Raw genomic sequence first — 18,666 nt, 5'->3', positions numbered from 1 at the left:
GGGAAGGCTCGATTCGCAACCGTTCGAGGGCGAAAACGGCGATCACTCCGCCCGGCCGCCTTCGCGGCCACGGCACCGGGCAGGTCACATGGCGCCGACGCGGGCGGTGTTGGCGACCAGGACGTCGGTGGTGCGGCGCAGGAAGTCGGCGATCGTGAGCAGCTGCTCCTGGGAGTAGCCCGCGGTCAGTGCCGCCATGTCGGCGCCGAGGGGGCCGAAGACCCGCGCGCGGATCTCGTCGAGCTTCGGGTTCGGCAACAGCGAGACGACGATCCGGCGCCGGTCGTCGGGGTCGGTCTGACGGTCGACGAAGCCGGCCGCGCGTAGTCGTTCCACCAGCCCGGTCACCGCGCCGCTGGTCAGGCCCGTGTGCTCGCAGATCGCCTTCGCGGCCATCGGCCCCCGGCGGGCGAGGATGTCGAGGCACTTGCGCTCGACCGCGGTCAGGCCGAGCAGCCGACCGACGCTCTCGTGGAAGATCACCACCGCCGTGATGAACTCGCGTCCGAGCAGCTCGCCGGCCTCCGGCGTCTGGGGTGGTTCGGTCGCCATACCCCATGATAAAACGTCTTAGCTCCTAAGATATCTTTCCGTCGGGGGGACGGATCGGGCGTGGCGATGACGTTTGTGGAGGTCGAGATTCACTCCGAGAGCCCTGGCTCCCCAGAAGACGGCCGGTTGCCAGGGGACAGCCCGTCGCCGGCCGCGACGGCGGACGGCGCGGCCTCCGGTGGGAGCGTGGCGGTCAAGGCCCGCATCCTGGCGTTCAGCCTGGTCGACATCGTGGTCGACCTCCTGCTGCCGACCGTGGTCTACGCGGCACTCGCGCCGACCGGCCGCTCGGCCGCGGTCCGGCTGACCGTCGGCGGCTTCGCGGTGGCGGCCAAGTCGGTGACGGGCGAGGTCCGGGACGCCGAGGGCGCGGGACGGCGATCCCGGGTGCTCGCGGGCGTGGCGGTCGCGGCGCTCGCCGGGGCCGTGACGCTGGTCGCCGCCTATGCCGGCGCCTCCGACACCTGGGCGATCGTCGCCGGCACGGTCGCGCTGGGGCTGGGCGCCGTGCCGCTGCTGTCGCGGCGGCGCCGGATCGACGGGTTCGCGCTGCTGGTGCTCGTCGAGGTGGCGATGAGCGTGGCGCTGGTGACGGTCAGCACCGACCCCAGGTTCATCCTGGTCCGGCCGGCGTTCTACACCGCGGTCGCCGGCGTCTACGCGATCATCACCTGCTGGACCGCGCGCCCCCTGATGATGGAGGTCAGCCGCCCGATGGCCGCCGGTGGCGACCCGGTGCGCGCGGCGGCGTTCGACCGCGCGTGGACGACGTCGGGCGTGTTCCGCCGGGTCGAGCAGGCCATGACGTTCGGGCTTGGGATCGTGCTGCTGCTGGAGGCGCTCCTGCGGGTGGCCCTCGTCTACAGCCACTCTCGCTCGGACCTGTTCCACGCCTCGGTGGCCTCGCAGCTGCCCGGGCTCGTGCTGTTCGTCGGCTACCTGGTCGCCATTCGACTGTTCGCGGTTCCCATCGCCTCGCGCGAGGTCGACGCCGAGGTCGCCCACGCCTCGGCGGAATCCCTTTCCAGCGTCAGTGAGGAGGCGTGATGTCCGGCGCCGAACAGGGTGTTCTGCTCGCTGCCATCCTGATCGTGGGTTTCGCGATCAGCCAGTTCATCCAACGCCGCCGCAGGAAGTAAGGGCCTGGCGCGCCCCGCCGGTAGGCACTCCGCGCTGTAACCTCCGCCACATTCGATAACGCGTATCAGTCTCGCCGCATGCCCGGTATGCATTTCTGGTGACTGCCGAGAAACCGGCAGATGAACGTCGCGGGATGATGCTTGCCTGGCGGAAAGGCGTCGCGAGGAGCCGTTATACCGTTCCCTTCGGCCCGATGAAGACGCTGCGACGGCGCGCTCGGGGTGATCAGCGAGGGGGATGGCGGTATGAGCCTCCAGCGCCTGCGCGCCGGAACGACCACGGCCGTCCTCGCGGCGTTCCTGGTCGTTTCATCGACCTTTCTCGCGGGTTGCGGGCAGTTGTCGAGCACGGGTACGGCCACGGCGGGCACCTGCCCGACCCAGGAATCTGGCGTGACGGCGAAATCCATCAAGATCGGGCTCGTCTATCCGGATTCCGGGCCGAGCGGCATCGTGTCCACTTTCAGCGGGACGCGCAGCGGCGTCGAGGCCCGAATCGCTCTGCAGAATGCCCACGGCGGCGTCAACGGCCGGACCATCGACCTCGTCTGGCGCGACGACCAGGCCAACGCCCCGATGTTCTCCGCGGTGGCGCACGACCTGGTCGACACGCAGAAGATCTTTGGCCTCATCGCGCAGTCGATCGTCGTCAGCGATTCCGCCGCCTGGCTGAGCGTGCAGAACGTCCCGGTCACCGGCGCGGCCACGACCGCCGACTGGACCAGGTATCCCAACTTCTTCGACTTCGGCAACCTGTTCAACCCGGGCGCCGTCTCGACGTTCGGTGACTACGTCCAGGCGCAGGGCGGAACGAAGGCCCTCATCGTCGCCGACCCGACCTTCGAGGTGTTCCAGAACCTCGACGCGAAGATCGCGCCCAGCCTGCGCAACGCGGGAATCGCCGTCATCGGCACGGTCAGCTACACCGGCACGAGCCCGGCGCACATCGCCGAACAGCTGAAGAGCTCCGGCGCCAACGCGCTCGTCGCCGCCGTCCCCACCAGCGCGGTCCTGGACATCTACGCGGCGGCGAAGCGGCTCGGGGTCAAGCTCAGGGTCGTGCTGGGCAGCAGCATCGACAACAGCCTGGTCGCGCAACGCGGGCCCGAGATGGCCGGTCTGTCATTCCTGTCGAGCTTCTCGCCGACAACCTCTCCGGCGATGGTCGCCTACAGCAGCGTGATGCACACCTACGCCCCGCAGCTCGCCAATCCCTACGACGAGCTCGCTCTCGACGGCTATGTCGCCGCCGACGAGATGATCGAGGGCCTGCAGCGAGCCGGTGCCTGCCCGACCCGCGACGCGTTCATCAAGAGCCTGCGCCAGGTGGGCGCCTTCACCGGCAACGGCCTGATCGCCCCGGTGAACCTCAGCCAGCCGAAGGCGCCCACCATCTGCGTCGAGTTCCTCAAGGTCGATCGGGCCGGCGGCGGCCTCACCCCGGTGCCACCGCCGGCGACCGTCGACCAGAACGGGTTCTGGTGCGGCCACACCATCCAGTAGCGGTGGCCGCCGGAGCGAGTGGCGTCAGCCGGGCTGCTCGGTCGGGCGCACCAGAATCTCGTTGACGGCGACCCGGCGGGGCCTGGTCACGACGTAGGCGATGGCGTCCGCGATGTCCGTGGCGAGGAGCGTCTCGACGCTGGCGAACCGCTGGCGGGCGACCTCGCGGACGGCCGGCCTCAGGTGATCGGTCAGCTCGGTGTCGACGGCGCCGGGCTCGACCAGCGACACCCGGACGTGGCGCTCGGTGATCTCCTGGCGCAATGCCTCGCTGAACGCGTTGATGCCGTGCTTCGTCAGGTTGTAGACGCCGGAGAACGCGGTGGGGCGCCGGCCGGCGACCGAGCTGATGTTCACCAGGTCCGAGACGCGCCTCGGCTCGCTGTCCGCGGCGGAGACGAGGTGCGGCAGGGCGGCGTGCGCGATGTAGAGAAGGCCCTGGACGTTCAGCCGGACCATCCGGTCCCACTCCTCGGTCGGCGCGCCGAGCACCGGGCCCAGCAGCATCACCCCGGCGTTGTTGACCGCCGTGTCGAGGCGGCCGAGCTCGGCCACCGTGCGCTCGACCGCGGCGACCGCCTCGGCCTGCTCGGTGACGTCGGCCTCGATCGCCAGCGCGGTGCCGCCGGCCGCGGTGATCTCGGCGGCCAGTTCGTCGAGCCGGTCCTTGCGGCGGGCGACCAGCGCGACGGAGGCCCCCAGGCTGGCCAGCTCCCGTGCCGCCGCCGCGCCGATGCCGCTGCTCGCGCCGGTCACCAGCGCGACCGTGCCGTCCAGTCGTTCCGTCATCGCTTCGCTCCAGCCCATGCGTGCGTGATTCCGGCCGAGCCGCCACGGCCCACCGAGGCCGGCCGGCGTCCCGGGGACAAACGTATCCGGGGTTTCGGCGGCCGGCCGACGGCAGCCACGCGCGGATCGGACGGCCGGGCACGCCCGGACTCCTGCCCTGGCGTGGGCCGTCAGCGACGGCCCGGGCGCTTGCGGGAACGTGGCCGCTGGCGGCGCCGCGACTCAGGCTCGCGGATGGCCGAGGGCGTGGCGGCGGTGGCCCGGGCGGTGAAGAACTTGAGGGTCGTGAGGGTCTTGGTCTGCTGGGGGCCGGTGAGGTCGATACCGTGGGTGCCCAGGAAGGCCGCCGTGGTCGCCGCCGCCTTCAGGGCCTGGTCGGGTGCGCAGCGGGTGGACAGCTCGAGGATCTGGGACCGGTCGGGGAAGGTCCACTGTTCGGCCAGCAGCGTGCGGTCGAAGCCGGACAGGGTGAGTTTGCGGCGGCGGGCGTCGACGGGCCCGAAGACCATCAGGTCGTCGATCGTGAGGCCGCCGGGCAGCCGCGGGGCGAGCAGCGCGCGCTGCCGGGCTGAGAAGAGCGCGTGCAGGGGCCGCCGGTCGGACATGACCGACTCGACGTCGTCGGAGCCGAGACGGGTCTTCAGCGCCCCGGAACACACGTAGCTGCCGGGCATGCCGTCGATCTCGACGACGAAGTCCTTCGACCGGCGCAGCGAGGAGGGCACGTCGGCGGGGGCCACCGGGCGCAGTTTGACGACGGAGTCGTCCGGGCGGTGCCGGATGCTGCGCACCCGGGCCACCACACCACGGCGGTGCAGCTGGCGGTCCGGGGTGTCGAGGTAGTAGACGCGGTGCGCGGGGGCGTCGGCGAACTGGATGCCGAGCACGTCGCAGGTCTCCTGGTGCCCGTCGATCGGGATCAGGAGCTTGAGCTCCACCCGGTCCGCCTGCGGAGCCAGCCGCAGGAGCCCGTCGAGGTCGTCCTCGGGCAGCTGCCAGAAGTTCTGCGCGGCTCGCACCGGCTTGCGCGCCGTCATCACGTCCCCCTCTGTCGCCGTGCGCGGGCCCAGCCGGGCCCGGCGCCGGTAGAGCGGGCCGGCGGAGTTGCTGCGTCTGGCGCGTCGGTTCGTAGTCTTCGGGCGCATGATACCCGGCCCCCGCTGTATCGGCCATTTCCCACCATAGCCGGATCGGCCCGGTGCAGGTCGGGGCCGCGACGGCGGGCTCCGGGCCGGACCGGCCCGGAGCCCGCCGGTTCCGGCTGGCGTCGGCGACGGCGCGCCGGTGCTCAGGTGCCGGTGCCGCACCATTCTGTCTGGGACGGCGCGCCGGGAACGGTATCCGGGACGACGTCGAACGCGGTGCCGGCATCGTTGACGCGCGTGAAGATCAGACAGTTGATCGCCTGGTGGGTCTTGGTGAAGTCGACCTTTCCGGCGAGCATCCCCTCGGCGTTGTAGTTCTGCATTCCGCGCAGGGCGTTGATGAACCCGGTCCGGGTCGGGCAGGCACCCGCGGCCATCAGCCCCTGGACCAGAATGTCGGCGGCGATGTAGGTGCCGTACGCGACCTCCTGCGTCGCCGGCTGGAGCTCGGGCGCGTAGGAGGCCACTGCCCGGAGGTAGTCCTGCTGCGCGGGCAGGTTCGCCCGGAATGGCACGAGCGTGGAGAAGGTCGTCAGGCCGGCCACCGAGGAGCCGTACTTCTGGATCGTCGCGTCACCGGAGCCGGCGATCGCGACGACCACCTTGAAGCGGTTGCCCGCGGCGTTCACGGCCGCGTCGATCGGGAGGACATCGTTGGGGCCGAGCGCGAGAACGAGGACATCCGCGTCGGTCGGCAGCCGGTGGACGAACTCGGCGGGACTCGTCACCGCCGAGTTGTACGGGACCGTCGTCGTCGGAACCTGGGCCTCGGCGAAGCTCTTCGCGAGTGGAGGGTCGAATCCCTGTACACCGCTGGCCGTCTCCGTCGTGACCACGATGGCGCGGTGGCCACCGTGTTCGCGGACATACCGCCCCACGACATCGGACACTGGTCCGCCGGTGATGAGGGAGGGATAGGAGAACATCGTCGTATACGACGGGTCCGACCAGACGTTGGTGATCGGCAGGCCGACGGCGGGAATCTGGTTCGACCGGAGGTAGTCCGCGCCGCCGTCCGCGTTAATAGAGGCTTCAAGGAGCCCGAAGACCGAGCTCGACTCGAAGAGGCTCCGCACAGCAGTGCCGTTGCCGCTTGTCGAGCTGTTGTCGTCCTGCCAGGTATAGGTGATCTTTCGCCCGTTGATGCCGCCGGCGGCGTTCACCAGTCCGAAGCGAGCATCAGCACCGCTGCGAGCCGCTTCGAGCTCCCCACTGATGGGGCCACTGTCCGGATAGATGAGGCCGACCCGGATCTCGTGCGGCGAGACACCGGGGGCTGCGCAGGCCGCCGACGTATTGGCGGGAGACGATCCGTTGGTGCAGCTTACGGTAGCCAGCGCGGCCAGGATGGTCGCCGCGATTGCCGTCAGCGTCGTGCGCCGTTCTAATCGGTGAATCGGCGCTGCCAGCATGGATTCTCCTCCTCGCGTCCTCGGACTGTGCCGCCCCGCCGGCTGAATGCCGCGGCAGCCGGAATTCCAGGGCGTTGGCGGGCCCGGCTACGGGAAGGTACCAAAGCCCCGAGTGCGGCCCGGCCGGTGCTCTCAGGGCGTCCGGCCCCCGGGAGTCATGAGGCCGTTTTCGTAGGCGAACACAACGAGCTGGGCACGGTCGCGGGCGTGCACCTTGGTCATGGCACGGTTGACGTGGGTCTTGGCGGTCGCGGGGCTGATGACCAGCAGTTCCGCGATCTCCTCGTTGGAAAGCCCGCGGGCGACCAGGACGGTGATCTCGCGTTCCCGGGCGGTGAGGTCGGTCATCGCGGGGAGCCTGGCGTCGAGCCGTGGCTGGGGACTCGCCAGGAAACGTCGGACCAGCGCTGTGGTCGCGGTGGGTGACAGTAGGGACTCGCCGGCCGCGACGGTCCGGATCGCGTCGAGCAGCGTGTTCGGCGCCACGCCCTTGCCGAGGTAGCCGCTGGCGCCGGCGCGCAGGGCGGCGAGGACGAGCTCGTCGGTCTCGAAGGTGGTGAGGACGAGGATGTGCACCCCGGCGAGGGCCTCGTCGGCGGTGATCTGAGCGGTGGCGGCGATGCCGTCGAGGTCGGGCATCCGGATGTCCATGAGGACGACGTCGGGGTTGGTCGCGCGGACCACCGCGACGGCCTCGCGGCCGGTGCCGGCCTCGCCGACGACCTCGATGCCCGGCGCGGCGTCCAACAGAAGCCGGAAGGTGGCGCGCAGCAGTTCCTGGTCGTCGGCGAGCAGGACCCTGATCGGGGCGGTCACGGCTGGGGCTCCTCGGTCTGCCCTGCGGCGTCCGGGCCGGGAACGCCCGGCCCGCCGGTGGTGTGGTGTGCCCTGATCGGCAGCTCGGCCGCGACCCGGTAGCCACCGTCGCGGGTCGGGCCGGCGTCGAACGTGCCGTGCGCGGCGCGGGCGCGCTCGCGCAGGCCGATCAGGCCGTGCCCCGTCCCGACACCGCGGGTGCTGGTGGGCAGGCCAGCGGGCGGGTTGCGGATCTCGACCTCCAGATGGCGCGGGGCCCAGCGCAGGCTGAGGCTCACCGGGGCGCCGGGGGCGTGCTTGGTCGCGTTGGTCAGCGCCTCCTGGATGATCCGGTAGGCCGCCAGGTCGCTGTGATGGCCGAGCGACGCCGGTTCGCCGACGGTGTCGAGGCTGACGGGGGTGCCGGCGTCGCGGAACCGGTCGAGCAGCCCGTCGAGCCGGTCCAGGCCGGGGACCGGGGGCAGCGCGCGGTCGCGGGTGGGATCTCCGTCGGCCCGCCGATCCGGGTCGGGCCCGTCGGTGGGGCGGTCGGTCTCGTCGACGTCCTGGCGCAGCAGGACGAGGGTGGCCCGCAGGTCGTCGATCGCCGCCGAGGTGTGCTGGGTGATGTCGCGCAGGGCGCGGCGCGCGGCCGGTGGGTCGAGGTCGAGCAGGTAGTCGGCGACCCCGGCCTGCGCGTCGACGAGGGCGAGGTCGTGGGCGAGGGTGTCGTGCAGCTCGCGGGCGATCCGCAGCCGTTCCTCCAGCACGGCCTGGCGGGACTGCTCGCGGGCCTCGCGGGCCCGTCGGGCGCGGGTGTCCTGGCGGGCTCGGACCCCGACGCCCACGGCCGCGGCGATCAGGACGAGCTCGGTCATGACGACGTCCGTGCCGATCAGCTCGATCTCCTGGAACAGCAGCGCCGTGACCAGCAGCAGGAACGCGCTGACGGCTCCGGTGACCCAGCCGTCGCGTTGCCGGCGACGCGACGCCACCGTGTAGACCGCGAGCATCGTGGCGACCGGCACCGGCTGGTAGGCGGCGACGGCGAGGCCGCCGACCAGACCGGCGCCTAGGTCACGCATCACCACGAGCTGGCCGGCCTCGACGGCCAGGACGACGGCCAGGACCGGCTCGGGCCAGTAGGTCCGGACCAGCAGCGGCAGCCACGCGAGCACCAGGAAGACCAGCCGCGCCGTTCCCGGCGCGGTGGGCTCGCTCGTGCGCAGGATGGTCGCGACCGTCATCGTGACCAGCGTGGCGGCCGTGGCGACGGCATCCCACCGGGTGGGGCGCCTGCTCTCGCTGAGCAGGCACCGCCACCCGGTGCGGTCGCCGGTGATCCCGGCGGGGAGTCGGTGGGTCGTCACGGTCCCTCGGTCAGAGCGGGCTGGGGTCAGAGCGGGCTGGGATCAGGGCTGGCTGGGGTCAGAGCTCGCCGGCGCCGACGGAGCCCACGGTGGTCAGGACGCGCGCGGGCTGCGCGGCCTCCCTCGCCTGCGGCGGCCCCTCGACGCTCAGGCGCGGGGTGACGCGTTCGGCCCACCGAGGGTAGGCCCACACCCGCCCGCCGATCAGGCGCAGCACCGCCGGGACGAGCACCATCCGGACCACGAAGGCGTCGACGACGACAGCCAGCGCCAGGCCGACGCCGATGCAGGCGACGATCCGCTGGCCGCTGAACCCGAACGAGGAGAACACGCACAGCATGATCACCGCCGCCGTCGCGATGACCTTCGCGGTCTCCGCGACGCCCGTCCGGATCGACCGCGCGTTGTCCTGGCTGTGCGTCCACTCCTCCCGGATGCGGCTGACCAGGAACACCTGGTAGTCCATCGACAGGCCGGACATCACGCCGACGATCATGACGGGGACGATGTACGAGATCGGCGCGCCGTCCCCGACGCCGAGCAGCCTGCTGGCCCAGCCCCACTGGAACACCGCGGTGATCACCCCGAGGCCGACGACGATCGTCGCGAGGTTGCTGACCGCTCCGACCAGCGGCACCAGCAGGCTGCGGAAGGCCACCGTCAGCAGCAGGAACCCGAGCGCGGCCACCAGCAGCAGGTACAGCGGGAGCTTGCTCATGAGCGCGTGCGCGACGTCGATGTTGGTCGCCGTCTCGCCGCCGACGGACACCCGCAGCTGGCTGCCGGCCTCCGCGGCCGGGATCACGCTCGTGCGCAGGTGATCCACCAGGCCGACGGTCGCCTGGGCTCCCGCGCTGCTCGACGGCGTCACCCGCACCACCTGGACGCCGGTGCCGGCGGCGGTCGCGGGCGAGACCGCGGCGACGTCGGGCACCGAGGACAGGTTCCCGACCAGCGTGCCCAGGGCCTGGGCCGCACCGGGGTCGGGCGTCTCGGCCACCAGCAGCAGGGTCGCGTCGATGCCCTCGCCGAACGCCGGGCTCATCAGCTCAAAGTACTGCCGGGACGCGGAGCCGGCCGGGTCGCTGCCGGCGTCGGCCTGGCCGACCCGCATCGACAGCGCCGGGACCGCGAGTGCCGCCAGCAGGACCAGCGCGAGGACCGCCATCGGCCCGGGGACCCGGGTGACGAACGCGCCCCAGCGCCGGGCGGGCGAACGGCGATGCCGCACCTCCGGGGCGCCGGGCGCCGCGCCGCCGGCCGCCAACTGGCGGCGCTGGCGACGGGACAGCACGCGCAGGCCCAGGCAGGACAGCAACGCGGGCAGCAGCGTCACCGCGGCCAGCACCGTGAACAGCACGGTGACCGCGGCGGCCTGCCCCATGCCGGTGAGCACCCCCATGCCGACCACGACCATCGCCAGCAACGCCGCGATCACCGTCAGCCCGGCGAAGATCACCGCCCGGCCGTTGGTGTTCTCGGCCTGCTCGACGGCCTCGCGCACCGACGCCCCCGCCATCAGGGCCTTGCGGTGCCGGTCGACGATGAACAGCGCGTAGTCGATCCCGACGCCCAGCCCGATCAGCGACCCCATCGTGATCGATTCGCTCGACAGGTCCACGACATGGGAACCGACCATGACGAACAGCAGCGACGCCACCACGCCGACGACCCCGGTGATGATCGGCAGGACGGCGGCCCAGGCGGAGCGGAACGCCACCAGCAGCACCGCCAGCGCCGCCAGGATCCCGACCACCTCGGCCAGGCCACCCGACTTCGTCTTCGGCGCGAAGGCCTGCCCGCCGGTCTCCACCCGCAGCTGGCTCGTCCCGATCGACCGCGCGACCTGCTGGACCCGGTCGACGTCGCCGGTCACCGTCACGGTCGCGTAGGCCGTGTCCTGGCTGGTGCTGAGCTGCGCGGAACCGCCCGCGGTATAGGGACTCGTGACGGCCGTGACGCCCGGCAGCGACGCGACGCGGGTCAGCATCGCGCCGACGTCGGCGCGGATCTCGGGCGCGTCGACGGCCACACCGGTGGTGTGCCAGACGATGCGCCCGGTCTCGGCGGAGGACCCGGACGAGGCGCCGAGCACCTCGTACGCGTGTGTCGACTCACTGTGGGGCAGGTCGGCGACGGTCTTGAAGTCCGACCCCATCCCGAGGACGAGGCCGACCAGGACGGCGACGGCGCCGACCCAGCCGCCCAGGACGATGAGGCGATGCCGGGCGCACCACCGGGCGAGAAAGGACACGGGACTGCCTCCAGGAGCTGGAATGTGGCAGTTTCACGGTCCCGCGAAAGCAGCGCGGCGACGTCCACCCGACGCGGTCATCGGGCCGTACCGCAGGCGCGGTACGGCGCGGTCAGGCTGGCCGGCCGAGACCAGCGCGAGGAATGTGTTAACGCGGGTGATCGCCGGGTAGGCCGCCGGCATGAACGACTTGGGCATCATCGGAACGTTGGCCGCCATCACCCTGATCGTGATCGGGGTTCTCCTCGCCTTCACCACCGCCATCTCCTGGGACACCCCGACGACCTTCGGCGTCTTCGGGATCCTGCTGGGCGCGATCGGCCTGTTCGGCGGCGGAATCGGCAGCCTGCTGGCCCGCCGTCGGGCCTGACCACCGGGCCGCTCCCACGGCTGGCCCGCGGGCGCGTGGCCTCACGAATGGGTGGTGGGGCGATGGCATACCTGGAAGGGGCCGCCCGGGCCGCTCCACAGCGTGACGCGTTCGGCCCAGAGCGGGCCGCAGTCGTCGGTGGTCAGCGCTCGCAGGGCCGTGCCGTCGTCGATGCCGTTGCCGAAGCACCAGTCGTAGTAGACGTACGCCTCGCGGGCCACGCCGGCCGCTACCAGCCGCAACACGATCGCTGTGTCGCCCGACTCGCCCTTCACGCAGTCCTGCGGCGCGTCGGGACCGCCGCCGACGGGTGCCGCCTGGATCGCGGCGAGCAGTGCCGTCGCGTCAGGCCCACCGATCGCGCGAAAGGCCACCAGCCCGGGGGTGCCCACGGGACGGCTCAGGTCGTAGAGGCAGACGGCGGCACCGCCCACGGCGCGCAGGCCGGCGACGTCGAACGGGTGGGCAGGTCTGACGAAGCCGCCAGCCTGGATCGGTGAGCTGGCGGCGCACCCGTGCGGGTCGACCGTGGCCCGCCGGGCGGACGCGATGACCCGCTCGGCGTCGCCCAGATGCGCGCCGTCCGACAGGACGAGCACCTTCGCCGAGCCGACCGTGCGGACGATCCTGGTCCAGCCGTCGGCGCTCACCCGCCCGTCGGGCACCCGCGCACTCCCGGCGGGTGCCGGCGTGGCGGCGAACCACAGGTGCGTGGTCCAGTACTCGGGTGGCACGCCGCTCCCGTTGAGGTCGGGCCCGTGGGTGCCGCCCGGGCAACCGATCATCATCACCACCGAGCCAGGGCCTCGGGTGTCCACGTACGGCTGTCGGGGGCCGGCGGGTGACTGCCCCAGCGGCACACACCAGTCGCTCGTGGGCGCGGCGTCGAACCCCCAGGAGGCCGGGACATCCACGACGGCGTCCAGGAACGACTCCGTTCGCCAGCTGGGCGGCGCCGGCGTGGCATCGCTCGGCCGCGAGCCGGTTCGCGCCGGCCCCGCCTCCGCCGCGCCACCTGCCCGCGCACAGGCCGTCAGGGTGCAGCAGAGGACCAGACCCAGCGCGGCGACGGCGGCCACCGCCGGCCGAAGAGCACGCCGTCCGTCGCGACGAGCGGCGCCGGCGGGCCGCGCCGGAGCCAGCCGTGGCGACGAGCGGAACAACAAAGTCCCCATGTTTCCCTCCTCGTTGCCCGCCTTCGACGCGTGCCGCAGAGGTCCGGTTCCGGTCGTGCGCCGCATGCCAAGGATCACGAGCGCCGATTCTGGCCGCGACGTGGACAGTCGGCACGAGATACTCAGAGCTGGCGGAGGCGGGCGCGGTGCGCAAATGGGGGCGGAATGTGTTTCTCTCCGGAGGCCGATGTCGTGGCCGGCATCGTGATCGGCGGTGTCGGTATCGACGCCGCCCGCCACGTTCGCGACCGCGCGCAGTGGCCGCTGGCCGCGCTGCCACTCCTGCTGGCCGGCCACTCGCTGGTCGAGGCGTTCGTCTGGTGGGGTCTGCGCGGTGACGTCAGCGGCCGGGTCCTCACGGTCGCGACCACGGTCTACCTGGTCATCGCCTTCGTCGTCCTGCCGGTGTACATACCCGTGATGGCGCTGTTGCTGGAACGCTCGGCGACGCATCGGGCGATGGAGATCGTCACGCTGGTCGCCGGTGTGCTCTGCTCCGTCTGGCTGGGCGTGGCCCTGCTCACCCGGCCCTTCGTGGCCCGCGCCGACGGGCATCACATCGTCTATCACGTCCATCTGCAGGCCGGACCGGCAGTGATCATTCTGTACCTCGTCAGCACGTGCGGTGCGCTGATCATCTCCGGCCGGCGGTTCCTGCGCTGGTATGGCATCGTCAATCTGGCCGCGGTCGCGGTGCTGGCCTGGGTCGCGACCGATGCCGTCACCTCGCTGTGGTGCGTCTGGGCCGCCATCACCTGCGTCTCGGTGGCCGTGTACCTGCGTGCCACCGGTCCGGCGGCCGGTCCCCGCGCCCCCGTGCCGGTCGGTTGAGCCGACACCGGCCCCCACGTTCCGCAGGAGCAGTCATGGCAGACGCGCAGGCCGTACCCGGCACGGACGAGGCCTCGGACCCGAAATCCGTCGTCCGGGCCTTTCTGGCGGCGCTGGAGCGGCTCGACGTCGACGCCGCGCTCCGGCTCGTCTCGGACGACGTCGTCTATCAGAACGTCCCGCTCCCGGCGGCCAGGGGACGCGCCGCCGTCGCGCGGCAGCTGTGGGGGATGGTTCGGTACAGCACCGGTTTCGAGGCTCGCACCCATCACATCGCGGCCGACGGGCCGATCGTGCTGACCGAACGGACCGACGTGCTGCGCGCCGGCGCGTGGGAGGCCGAGTTCTGGGTGTGCGGCACCTTCGAGGTGCGGGACGGCCAGGTCGTGCTGTGGCGGGACTACTTCGACTGGGCGACGTTCCTGGCCGCGAGCGCCCGCGGCGCCGGGAAGGCGCTGGCGGCCAAAGCCCTGACGGTCGCCGCGCGGGCGAGAGGGAAGGCCGGGGCCTCCTGACGAACGCCGGCAGGCGCCGCGACCGGGGCCGACGGGCCGTGCTCCGGTCGCCGAGGGCCGCTCAGTAGTGCTGCATCTCAGTAGTGCCGCATCAGGTCAGTAGTGCTGCATCAGGTCGATGACGGTCTTCGGGCGCTGGGTGAGCATGATGCGGCCGACGACCTTCATGTGCTCAGCCCAGTGCGCCTCGGCGGCGCTCGCGTCGCCGGCCTCGACGAGCGCGGCGAGCCTGGCCTGGGACCGCAGCCCGCGCGCGCGGATCGCCGCGGTGTCCCTGGCCTCGTCCGGCTGACTGGCCGCGGCGACGGCGCGCGCGACGATCTCGGCCAGCATCTCGGCGACGATGCTCAGGGTCTGGTTCCCGGCGAGTTCGACAAGACGGGAGTGGAAGGCGGAGTTCGCCTGGCCGAACGCCGCCGGGTCGTCGATCACCTCAAGCTGCGCGGCGGTGAGCCGCCGCAGCTCCGCGGCGGCGGACCGGCGGGAGCGCGACTGGGCGACGAGGCGCGCGGCGGCCGGCTCGATCATGCTGCGCGCGTCGTAGACGTCCGCGAGCGGCACGTTGCGGGCCTGGAGCAGCAGCGCCGCGGTGCGGGCGGTCATCCGCCGGTCCGGCTGATGGACGATCACCCCGCCCTGCACGCCTCGCTTGACCGTGATCAGGCCGTCGGCCTCCAGGATGCGCAGCGCTTCCCGAAGGGAGGGCCGGGAGACTCCGAAGCGGTCGACCAGGTCGGGTTCGCGACCCAGCGAGGCGCCGTCCTCGAGCTCGCCGGAGACGATCAGCCGGCGGAGCTCGTCGGCTATCTGCTGCGGCTTCTCCCGCAGCGTCGCGCGGTCGCCGTTGGGCGATCCCCGGCTCTCGGTCGCCATGCCTGACCCTCTCCTTCCGTTGCCTCCCAACCACCGTCCCGACTGTGTCTGCGCACGTCCGTGTCGGCGCGCGTCGCCGCTTCGGCGCGACGGACATCGAGGGTCCGGGTCCTGATTCGATGCCGCGCCGCACCGGGGTAAGAGGATCAGCCCAGCGTACCGGCTGTCTTGCTCGTTCGGATCTCGGCGCGGGTTCCCCGGGCGGCGGTCTGGACGGGGGCGGGCCGGCGTCAGCGCAGGTGGTCGGCCGCCGCGAGGTCGTGGGTGTGAGCGGCATGACGGTTGGCCAGCGTCGCGAACATGGCGTCGCCGCGCTCCGTCCGGCTGACCAGCATGCCCGCGACGACGGCGGTGATCAGGCCGGTCCAGCTGTAGCGGCGGTAGTCCTCCCAGCAGTCCTCGAACGGGTAGCCGTCGGTCACGCCGTACGGGGCGAGCGCCTGGTGGTAGCGGCGGACCAGATCGCGCTCGCGGGGACGGCGCTCCCCGACCGGCAGGCTCCCGCCGATCAGGTAGGCGACGTCGCCGGCGCCGGCACCGAGCTTCGGGGTCTGCCAGTCGACGATGGTGACCCGCCGCTGTGCGCCGGAGCCCTCGAACATCATGTTGTCGATCCGGAAGTCGCCGTGGGTCACGGTCAGTTGGGCGGGCCGGTGCGCCTGCCAGGTCTCGATCCCGGCGCCCAGCGCCTCGCCCTGGGTGATGACCTCGGGCTCGATCGACGCGCGGAAGCGGTCCACGAACCCGTCCCACACGGCGCGGTAGACCTCGGAGATCGCGACGGGCGACCGGGCGGTCAGCCAGCTCTTCTCGAGCAGGGTCGGGTCGCCCCAGCGGGGACCGTGCAGGCGGGCCGCCTCGGTCACCGCGAGCGCCGCGTCGTCGGCGTCGCAGCCGGCGAGCTGGTCGCCGGGCACCGCCGGCGCGAGGTCGGCCAGGACGACCACGACGTTCGCCGTGCCGGGCTCGATGGCGGCGTAGTAGCAGCGTGGCTGGCGGACGTCGACGGTGTGGGCGATCTGCTGGTAGAAGGCGACCTCCCGCTCGTAGGTCAGTGTCAGGACGCCGGTCGCCCGGCTCTGCTCCTCCGACGACGCGAACTTGGCGACGACGGTCGCCGGCCCCACGGCCGCGCCGGTGCCCTCGGCGTACCTCAGCCGGTAGCGCAGGGTCGAGCCGACCGCGCCCGTGCCGATGGCCGTCGCCTCGAAGCCGGTGACCCGGGCGCCGTCCGTCAGGGCTCCCGCCTGCGACAGCACGTCGGTCAGCCAGCCGGCCGTCACGTCGCGCGGGTCGGACACCAGCGGCGGCGGGTCCACGGTCGTGCTCATGGGTGCTCCAGATGGCCAAGGGCGGCTTCCATCTAGATATTTATAGACCGGGGCCGGTCGGCGCCGCGACCGCTCCAGGACGGTCGCGAGCCGGTCTCCCCGCCCACGCGGGGACCGCGGCTGGGCCGTTGCCGCAGGTCAATACATATAGATGTCTCTGGGGAGATGCGGTAGAACAGCAGGTGGGGGCCGAGACAGGTCCGACGGCTCCCTCTGGAGCTGGAGGTGTGGCGATGACCTTCTGTAGAAGGCGCACAGCGTGGACCGGGCTCGTCCGGCCGCGGGCCGAGTTATCCCCGATGGGCGGCGGCTCACGATGACGCGACGCAGATCGGCCGGCGGTCGCCCCGAGCGCGCCAAGGCGATCGCGTGAAGCGCGTGGTCGTCGTCGGGGCGTCCAGTGGCCTGGGACGCTGCATCGCGCTCGGGCTCGCCCGGCAGGGAAAGCAGGTCGCGATGCTCGCCCGCCGGCGGGACCGGCTGGACGCGGCGGTGCGCGAGGCGGGTGGCGGGGCGGTCGCGATCGAGTGCGACGTCACGGACGAGACGTCCTGCCGGAACGCGGTGGCCCAGGCGGCGGACGCACTCGGCGGCATCGACGGCGTCGTGTACTCCACCGGCGTCATCACGATCAAGCCGCTCGACCAGATGGACGCGGCCGCCTGGGGGAAGCTGTTCGCGACCAACGTCACCGGCGCCGCGCTGGTGACGGCCGCCGCGCTGCCCCATCTGGCCCAGGCGGGCGGCTCGGCCGTCTACCTGTCGTCGATCAGCGCGTCCGGGGGGCCGCCGTGGCCGTTCGTCGGCGGCTACGCGGCGAGCAAGGCGGCGCTCGACAAGCTCGTCGAGGCCTGGCGCGTCGAGCACCCCTCGATCGGCTTCACCCGTCTCACGATCGGGGACTGCCTGGGCGGCGAGGGCGACTCCGCGACCGGCTCGCTGGTCGGCAACGACCCGGAGCACATCAGCCAGGCGGTAGCCGAGTGGCAACGCCTCGGCTACTTCACCGGACATTTCATTGACGTCGACCACCTCGTTGACGTCACGATCGCCGCGCTGCACTGTGGCGCGAGCAGCGCGATCCCGTCGCTCACCCTCGTCCCGCGGGCCCCTGCGACCACCGCCCTCCTGGAGAAGTGATGTCCGAGCACCGCATGTTGATCAATGGCAGGCTCGTCGACGCCGAAGGGGGCCGGGTCTTCGACAACGTCAACCCGGCGACCGAGGAGGTCCTCGGCGTGACCGCGGACGCGTCCCGTGCGGACATGCGGGGCGCGGTCGACGCGGCGCGGGCGGCGTTCGACGAGTCGGACTGGGCGCGGGACCACGCCGGCCGCAAGAAGGCGCTCCTGCAGCTGCAGGCCGCGATCGAGCGGGAGACCGAGGAGCTGCGGGCCGAGCTCGTCGCCGAGGTCGGCTGCCCCGTGCTCACCACGTACGGCCCGCAGCTCGACGCGCCGCTGAAGGAGGCGCTGCGCTGGCCGGCCGAGCAGATCGAGTCGTTCGGCTGGACCCGGACGCTCCCCGCGAAGGACGCCTTCGGGATGGGCTACCCGTCGGCGCGGGAGGTGTGGAAGGAGCCGGTCGGGGTCGTCGGCGTGGTGACCCCGTGGAACTTCCCGTTCGAGATCGCGCTGAACAAGCTCGGGCCGATCCTCGCCATGGGCAACACCTGCGTGCTGAAGCCCGCGCCGGACACGCCGTGGAACACCACCCGGCTCGGCCGGCTGATCGCCGAGCACACCGACATCCCGCCGGGCGTCGTCAACATCGTCCCGTCCTCGGACCACCTGGTGGGGGAGGTGCTGTCGACGTCGCCGCTGGTCGACATGATCGCCTTCACCGGCTCGACGGTCACCGGCCGGCGGATCATGGCGGCCGCGGCCGAGACGGTGAAGCCGACGTTCCTGGAACTGGGCGGGAAGTCGGTGAACCTGCTGCTGGACGACGCCGACTTCACCCAGGCGATCCCGGGCGCGGCGATGGTCTGCATGCACGCCGGCCAGGGCTGCGCCATGCCGACCAGGCTGCTGGTCCCGCACTCGCGCTATGACGAGGCGATCGAGCTGGCGACGGCCGCGTTCGCCGGCGTGAAGTACGGCGACCCGACCGACCCGTCGGTGCTGCAGGGCCCGCAGGTCTCAAGGCGCCAGCAGGAGCGGGTTCTCGGGTACATCGAGAAGGGCCGTGCCGAGGGGGCCAGGGTCGTCCTCGGTGGCGGGGTGCCGAAGGACCTCGACCGCGGCTTCTTCGTCGAGCCGACCCTGTTCGCCGACGTGACCCCGGGGATGACGATCGCGCAGGAAGAGATCTTCGGGCCGGTCCTCGTCGTGATCGGGTTCGAGGACGACGACGACGCGGTGCGGATCGCCAACGACTCGGTGTACGGCCTCTCCGGGGTGATCATGTCCGCCGACCTCGACCGGGCGAAGAACGTTGCGCGCCGGATCCGGACCGGCACCCTCGGCCTCAACGGCGGTCTCTGGTACGGGGCCGACGCCCCGTTCGGTGGCTACAAGCAGTCCGGCATCGGGCGCCAGTGCGGCATCGAGGGCCTGGAGATCTTCACCGAGACCAAGACCGTCGGCTGGCCAGCCTGACGTTCCCGCTCG

The 18,666-nt window shown here is 72.1% G+C and carries 17 protein-coding genes; 7 read left to right on the top strand and 10 right to left on the bottom strand.

Annotated elements, in window-relative coordinates:
- Positions 1 to 84: 84 nt before the first annotated feature.
- Positions 85 to 552 (bottom strand): MarR family winged helix-turn-helix transcriptional regulator, encoded by a 468-nt coding sequence (locus tag FRAEUI1C_RS21525; protein ID WP_013425455.1) that lies wholly within the window; start codon positions 550 to 552, stop codon positions 85 to 87.
- A 66-nt stretch (positions 553 to 618) separates the two neighbouring features.
- On the opposite strand from FRAEUI1C_RS21525, the gene FRAEUI1C_RS21520 reads away from it, so the two are divergent.
- Both FRAEUI1C_RS21520 and FRAEUI1C_RS21515 read left to right on the top strand, forming a co-directional pair.
- Entirely contained in the window at positions 619 to 1,599 is a 981-nt protein-coding gene (locus tag FRAEUI1C_RS21520; RefSeq protein WP_013425454.1) for a VC0807 family protein, read from the top strand.
- Positions 1,600 to 1,937: 338 nt separating this feature from the next.
- A complete protein-coding gene (locus tag FRAEUI1C_RS21515; protein ID WP_013425452.1) occupies positions 1,938 to 3,194 on the top strand; it encodes an ABC transporter substrate-binding protein in 1,257 nt (418 codons plus the stop codon).
- 24 nt (positions 3,195 to 3,218) lie between these two features.
- Here FRAEUI1C_RS21515 and FRAEUI1C_RS21510 read toward each other — a convergent pair whose 3' ends face one another.
- The 6 genes from FRAEUI1C_RS21510 to FRAEUI1C_RS21485 form a co-directional block, all read right to left on the bottom strand.
- On the bottom strand, positions 3,219 to 3,983 hold the full coding sequence (locus FRAEUI1C_RS21510; RefSeq protein ID WP_013425451.1) for an SDR family NAD(P)-dependent oxidoreductase: 765 nt from the start codon (positions 3,981 to 3,983) through the stop codon (positions 3,219 to 3,221).
- A 170-nt stretch (positions 3,984 to 4,153) separates the two neighbouring features.
- On the bottom strand, positions 4,154 to 5,020 hold the full coding sequence (locus FRAEUI1C_RS21505) for a CYTH domain-containing protein (protein WP_232425070.1): 867 nt from the start codon (positions 5,018 to 5,020) through the stop codon (positions 4,154 to 4,156).
- Positions 5,021 to 5,271: 251 nt separating this feature from the next.
- A complete protein-coding gene (locus tag FRAEUI1C_RS21500; RefSeq protein ID WP_013425449.1) occupies positions 5,272 to 6,540 on the bottom strand; it encodes an ABC transporter substrate-binding protein in 1,269 nt (422 codons plus the stop codon).
- Between the two features lie 132 nt (positions 6,541 to 6,672).
- Positions 6,673 to 7,356: a response regulator transcription factor gene (locus tag FRAEUI1C_RS21495; protein WP_013425448.1), complete on the bottom strand. Its 684-nt coding sequence runs from the start codon at positions 7,354 to 7,356 to the stop codon at positions 6,673 to 6,675.
- The gene (locus FRAEUI1C_RS21490) at positions 7,353 to 8,705 is read right to left on the bottom strand and encodes a sensor histidine kinase (protein WP_013425447.1); all 1,353 of its coding nucleotides are present in this window, start codon (positions 8,703 to 8,705) and stop codon (positions 7,353 to 7,355) included. The genes FRAEUI1C_RS21495 and FRAEUI1C_RS21490 overlap by 4 nt, the downstream gene beginning before the upstream one ends.
- Before the next feature lie 58 nt (positions 8,706 to 8,763).
- The gene (locus FRAEUI1C_RS21485; protein WP_013425446.1) at positions 8,764 to 10,959 is read right to left on the bottom strand and encodes an MMPL family transporter; all 2,196 of its coding nucleotides are present in this window, start codon (positions 10,957 to 10,959) and stop codon (positions 8,764 to 8,766) included.
- A gap of 181 nt (positions 10,960 to 11,140) precedes the next feature.
- Here FRAEUI1C_RS21485 and FRAEUI1C_RS21480 point away from each other — a divergent pair, with 181 nt between their 5' ends.
- Positions 11,141 to 11,329, top strand: a complete 189-nt coding sequence (locus FRAEUI1C_RS21480; RefSeq protein WP_013425445.1) for a hypothetical protein — start codon at positions 11,141 to 11,143, stop codon at positions 11,327 to 11,329.
- A gap of 41 nt (positions 11,330 to 11,370) precedes the next feature.
- On the opposite strand, the gene FRAEUI1C_RS21475 is transcribed toward FRAEUI1C_RS21480, so the two are convergent.
- Positions 11,371 to 12,504 (bottom strand): hypothetical protein, encoded by a 1,134-nt coding sequence (locus FRAEUI1C_RS21475; protein ID WP_013425444.1) that lies wholly within the window; start codon positions 12,502 to 12,504, stop codon positions 11,371 to 11,373.
- A gap of 165 nt (positions 12,505 to 12,669) precedes the next feature.
- Here FRAEUI1C_RS21475 and FRAEUI1C_RS21470 point away from each other — a divergent pair, with 165 nt between their 5' ends.
- Entirely contained in the window at positions 12,670 to 13,335 is a 666-nt protein-coding gene (locus FRAEUI1C_RS21470; protein WP_041259581.1) for a DUF6629 family protein, read from the top strand.
- 35 nt (positions 13,336 to 13,370) lie between these two features.
- Positions 13,371 to 13,850 (top strand): limonene-1,2-epoxide hydrolase family protein, encoded by a 480-nt coding sequence (locus FRAEUI1C_RS21465; RefSeq protein ID WP_013425442.1) that lies wholly within the window; start codon positions 13,371 to 13,373, stop codon positions 13,848 to 13,850.
- Between the two features lie 96 nt (positions 13,851 to 13,946).
- Here FRAEUI1C_RS21465 and FRAEUI1C_RS21460 read toward each other — a convergent pair whose 3' ends face one another.
- Both FRAEUI1C_RS21460 and FRAEUI1C_RS21455 read right to left on the bottom strand, forming a co-directional pair.
- Positions 13,947 to 14,723, bottom strand: coding sequence for a FadR/GntR family transcriptional regulator (locus FRAEUI1C_RS21460; RefSeq protein ID WP_013425441.1), 777 nt, complete (start codon positions 14,721 to 14,723; stop codon positions 13,947 to 13,949).
- Positions 14,724 to 14,953: 230 nt separating this feature from the next.
- Entirely contained in the window at positions 14,954 to 16,054 is a 1,101-nt protein-coding gene (locus FRAEUI1C_RS21455; RefSeq protein WP_013425440.1) for a phosphotransferase, read from the bottom strand.
- Positions 16,055 to 16,423: 369 nt separating this feature from the next.
- On the opposite strand from FRAEUI1C_RS21455, the gene FRAEUI1C_RS21450 reads away from it, so the two are divergent.
- Together FRAEUI1C_RS21450 and FRAEUI1C_RS21445 are read left to right on the top strand one after the other, a co-directional pair.
- The gene (locus FRAEUI1C_RS21450) at positions 16,424 to 17,194 is read left to right on the top strand and encodes an SDR family oxidoreductase (protein ID WP_013425439.1); all 771 of its coding nucleotides are present in this window, start codon (positions 16,424 to 16,426) and stop codon (positions 17,192 to 17,194) included.
- Positions 17,194 to 18,654 (top strand): aldehyde dehydrogenase family protein, encoded by a 1,461-nt coding sequence (locus FRAEUI1C_RS21445; RefSeq protein ID WP_013425438.1) that lies wholly within the window; start codon positions 17,194 to 17,196, stop codon positions 18,652 to 18,654. Before FRAEUI1C_RS21450 ends, FRAEUI1C_RS21445 begins: the two co-directional genes overlap by 1 nt.
- Positions 18,655 to 18,666 lie beyond the last annotated feature (12 nt).

Source organism: Pseudofrankia inefficax, assembly GCF_000166135.1.
In the GTDB taxonomy this organism is placed as follows: domain Bacteria; phylum Actinomycetota; class Actinomycetes; order Frankiales; family Frankiaceae; genus Pseudofrankia; species Pseudofrankia inefficax.
Note: the sequence above shows the minus strand (reverse complement) of the source record. Positions and strands in the feature narration are given on the sequence as shown.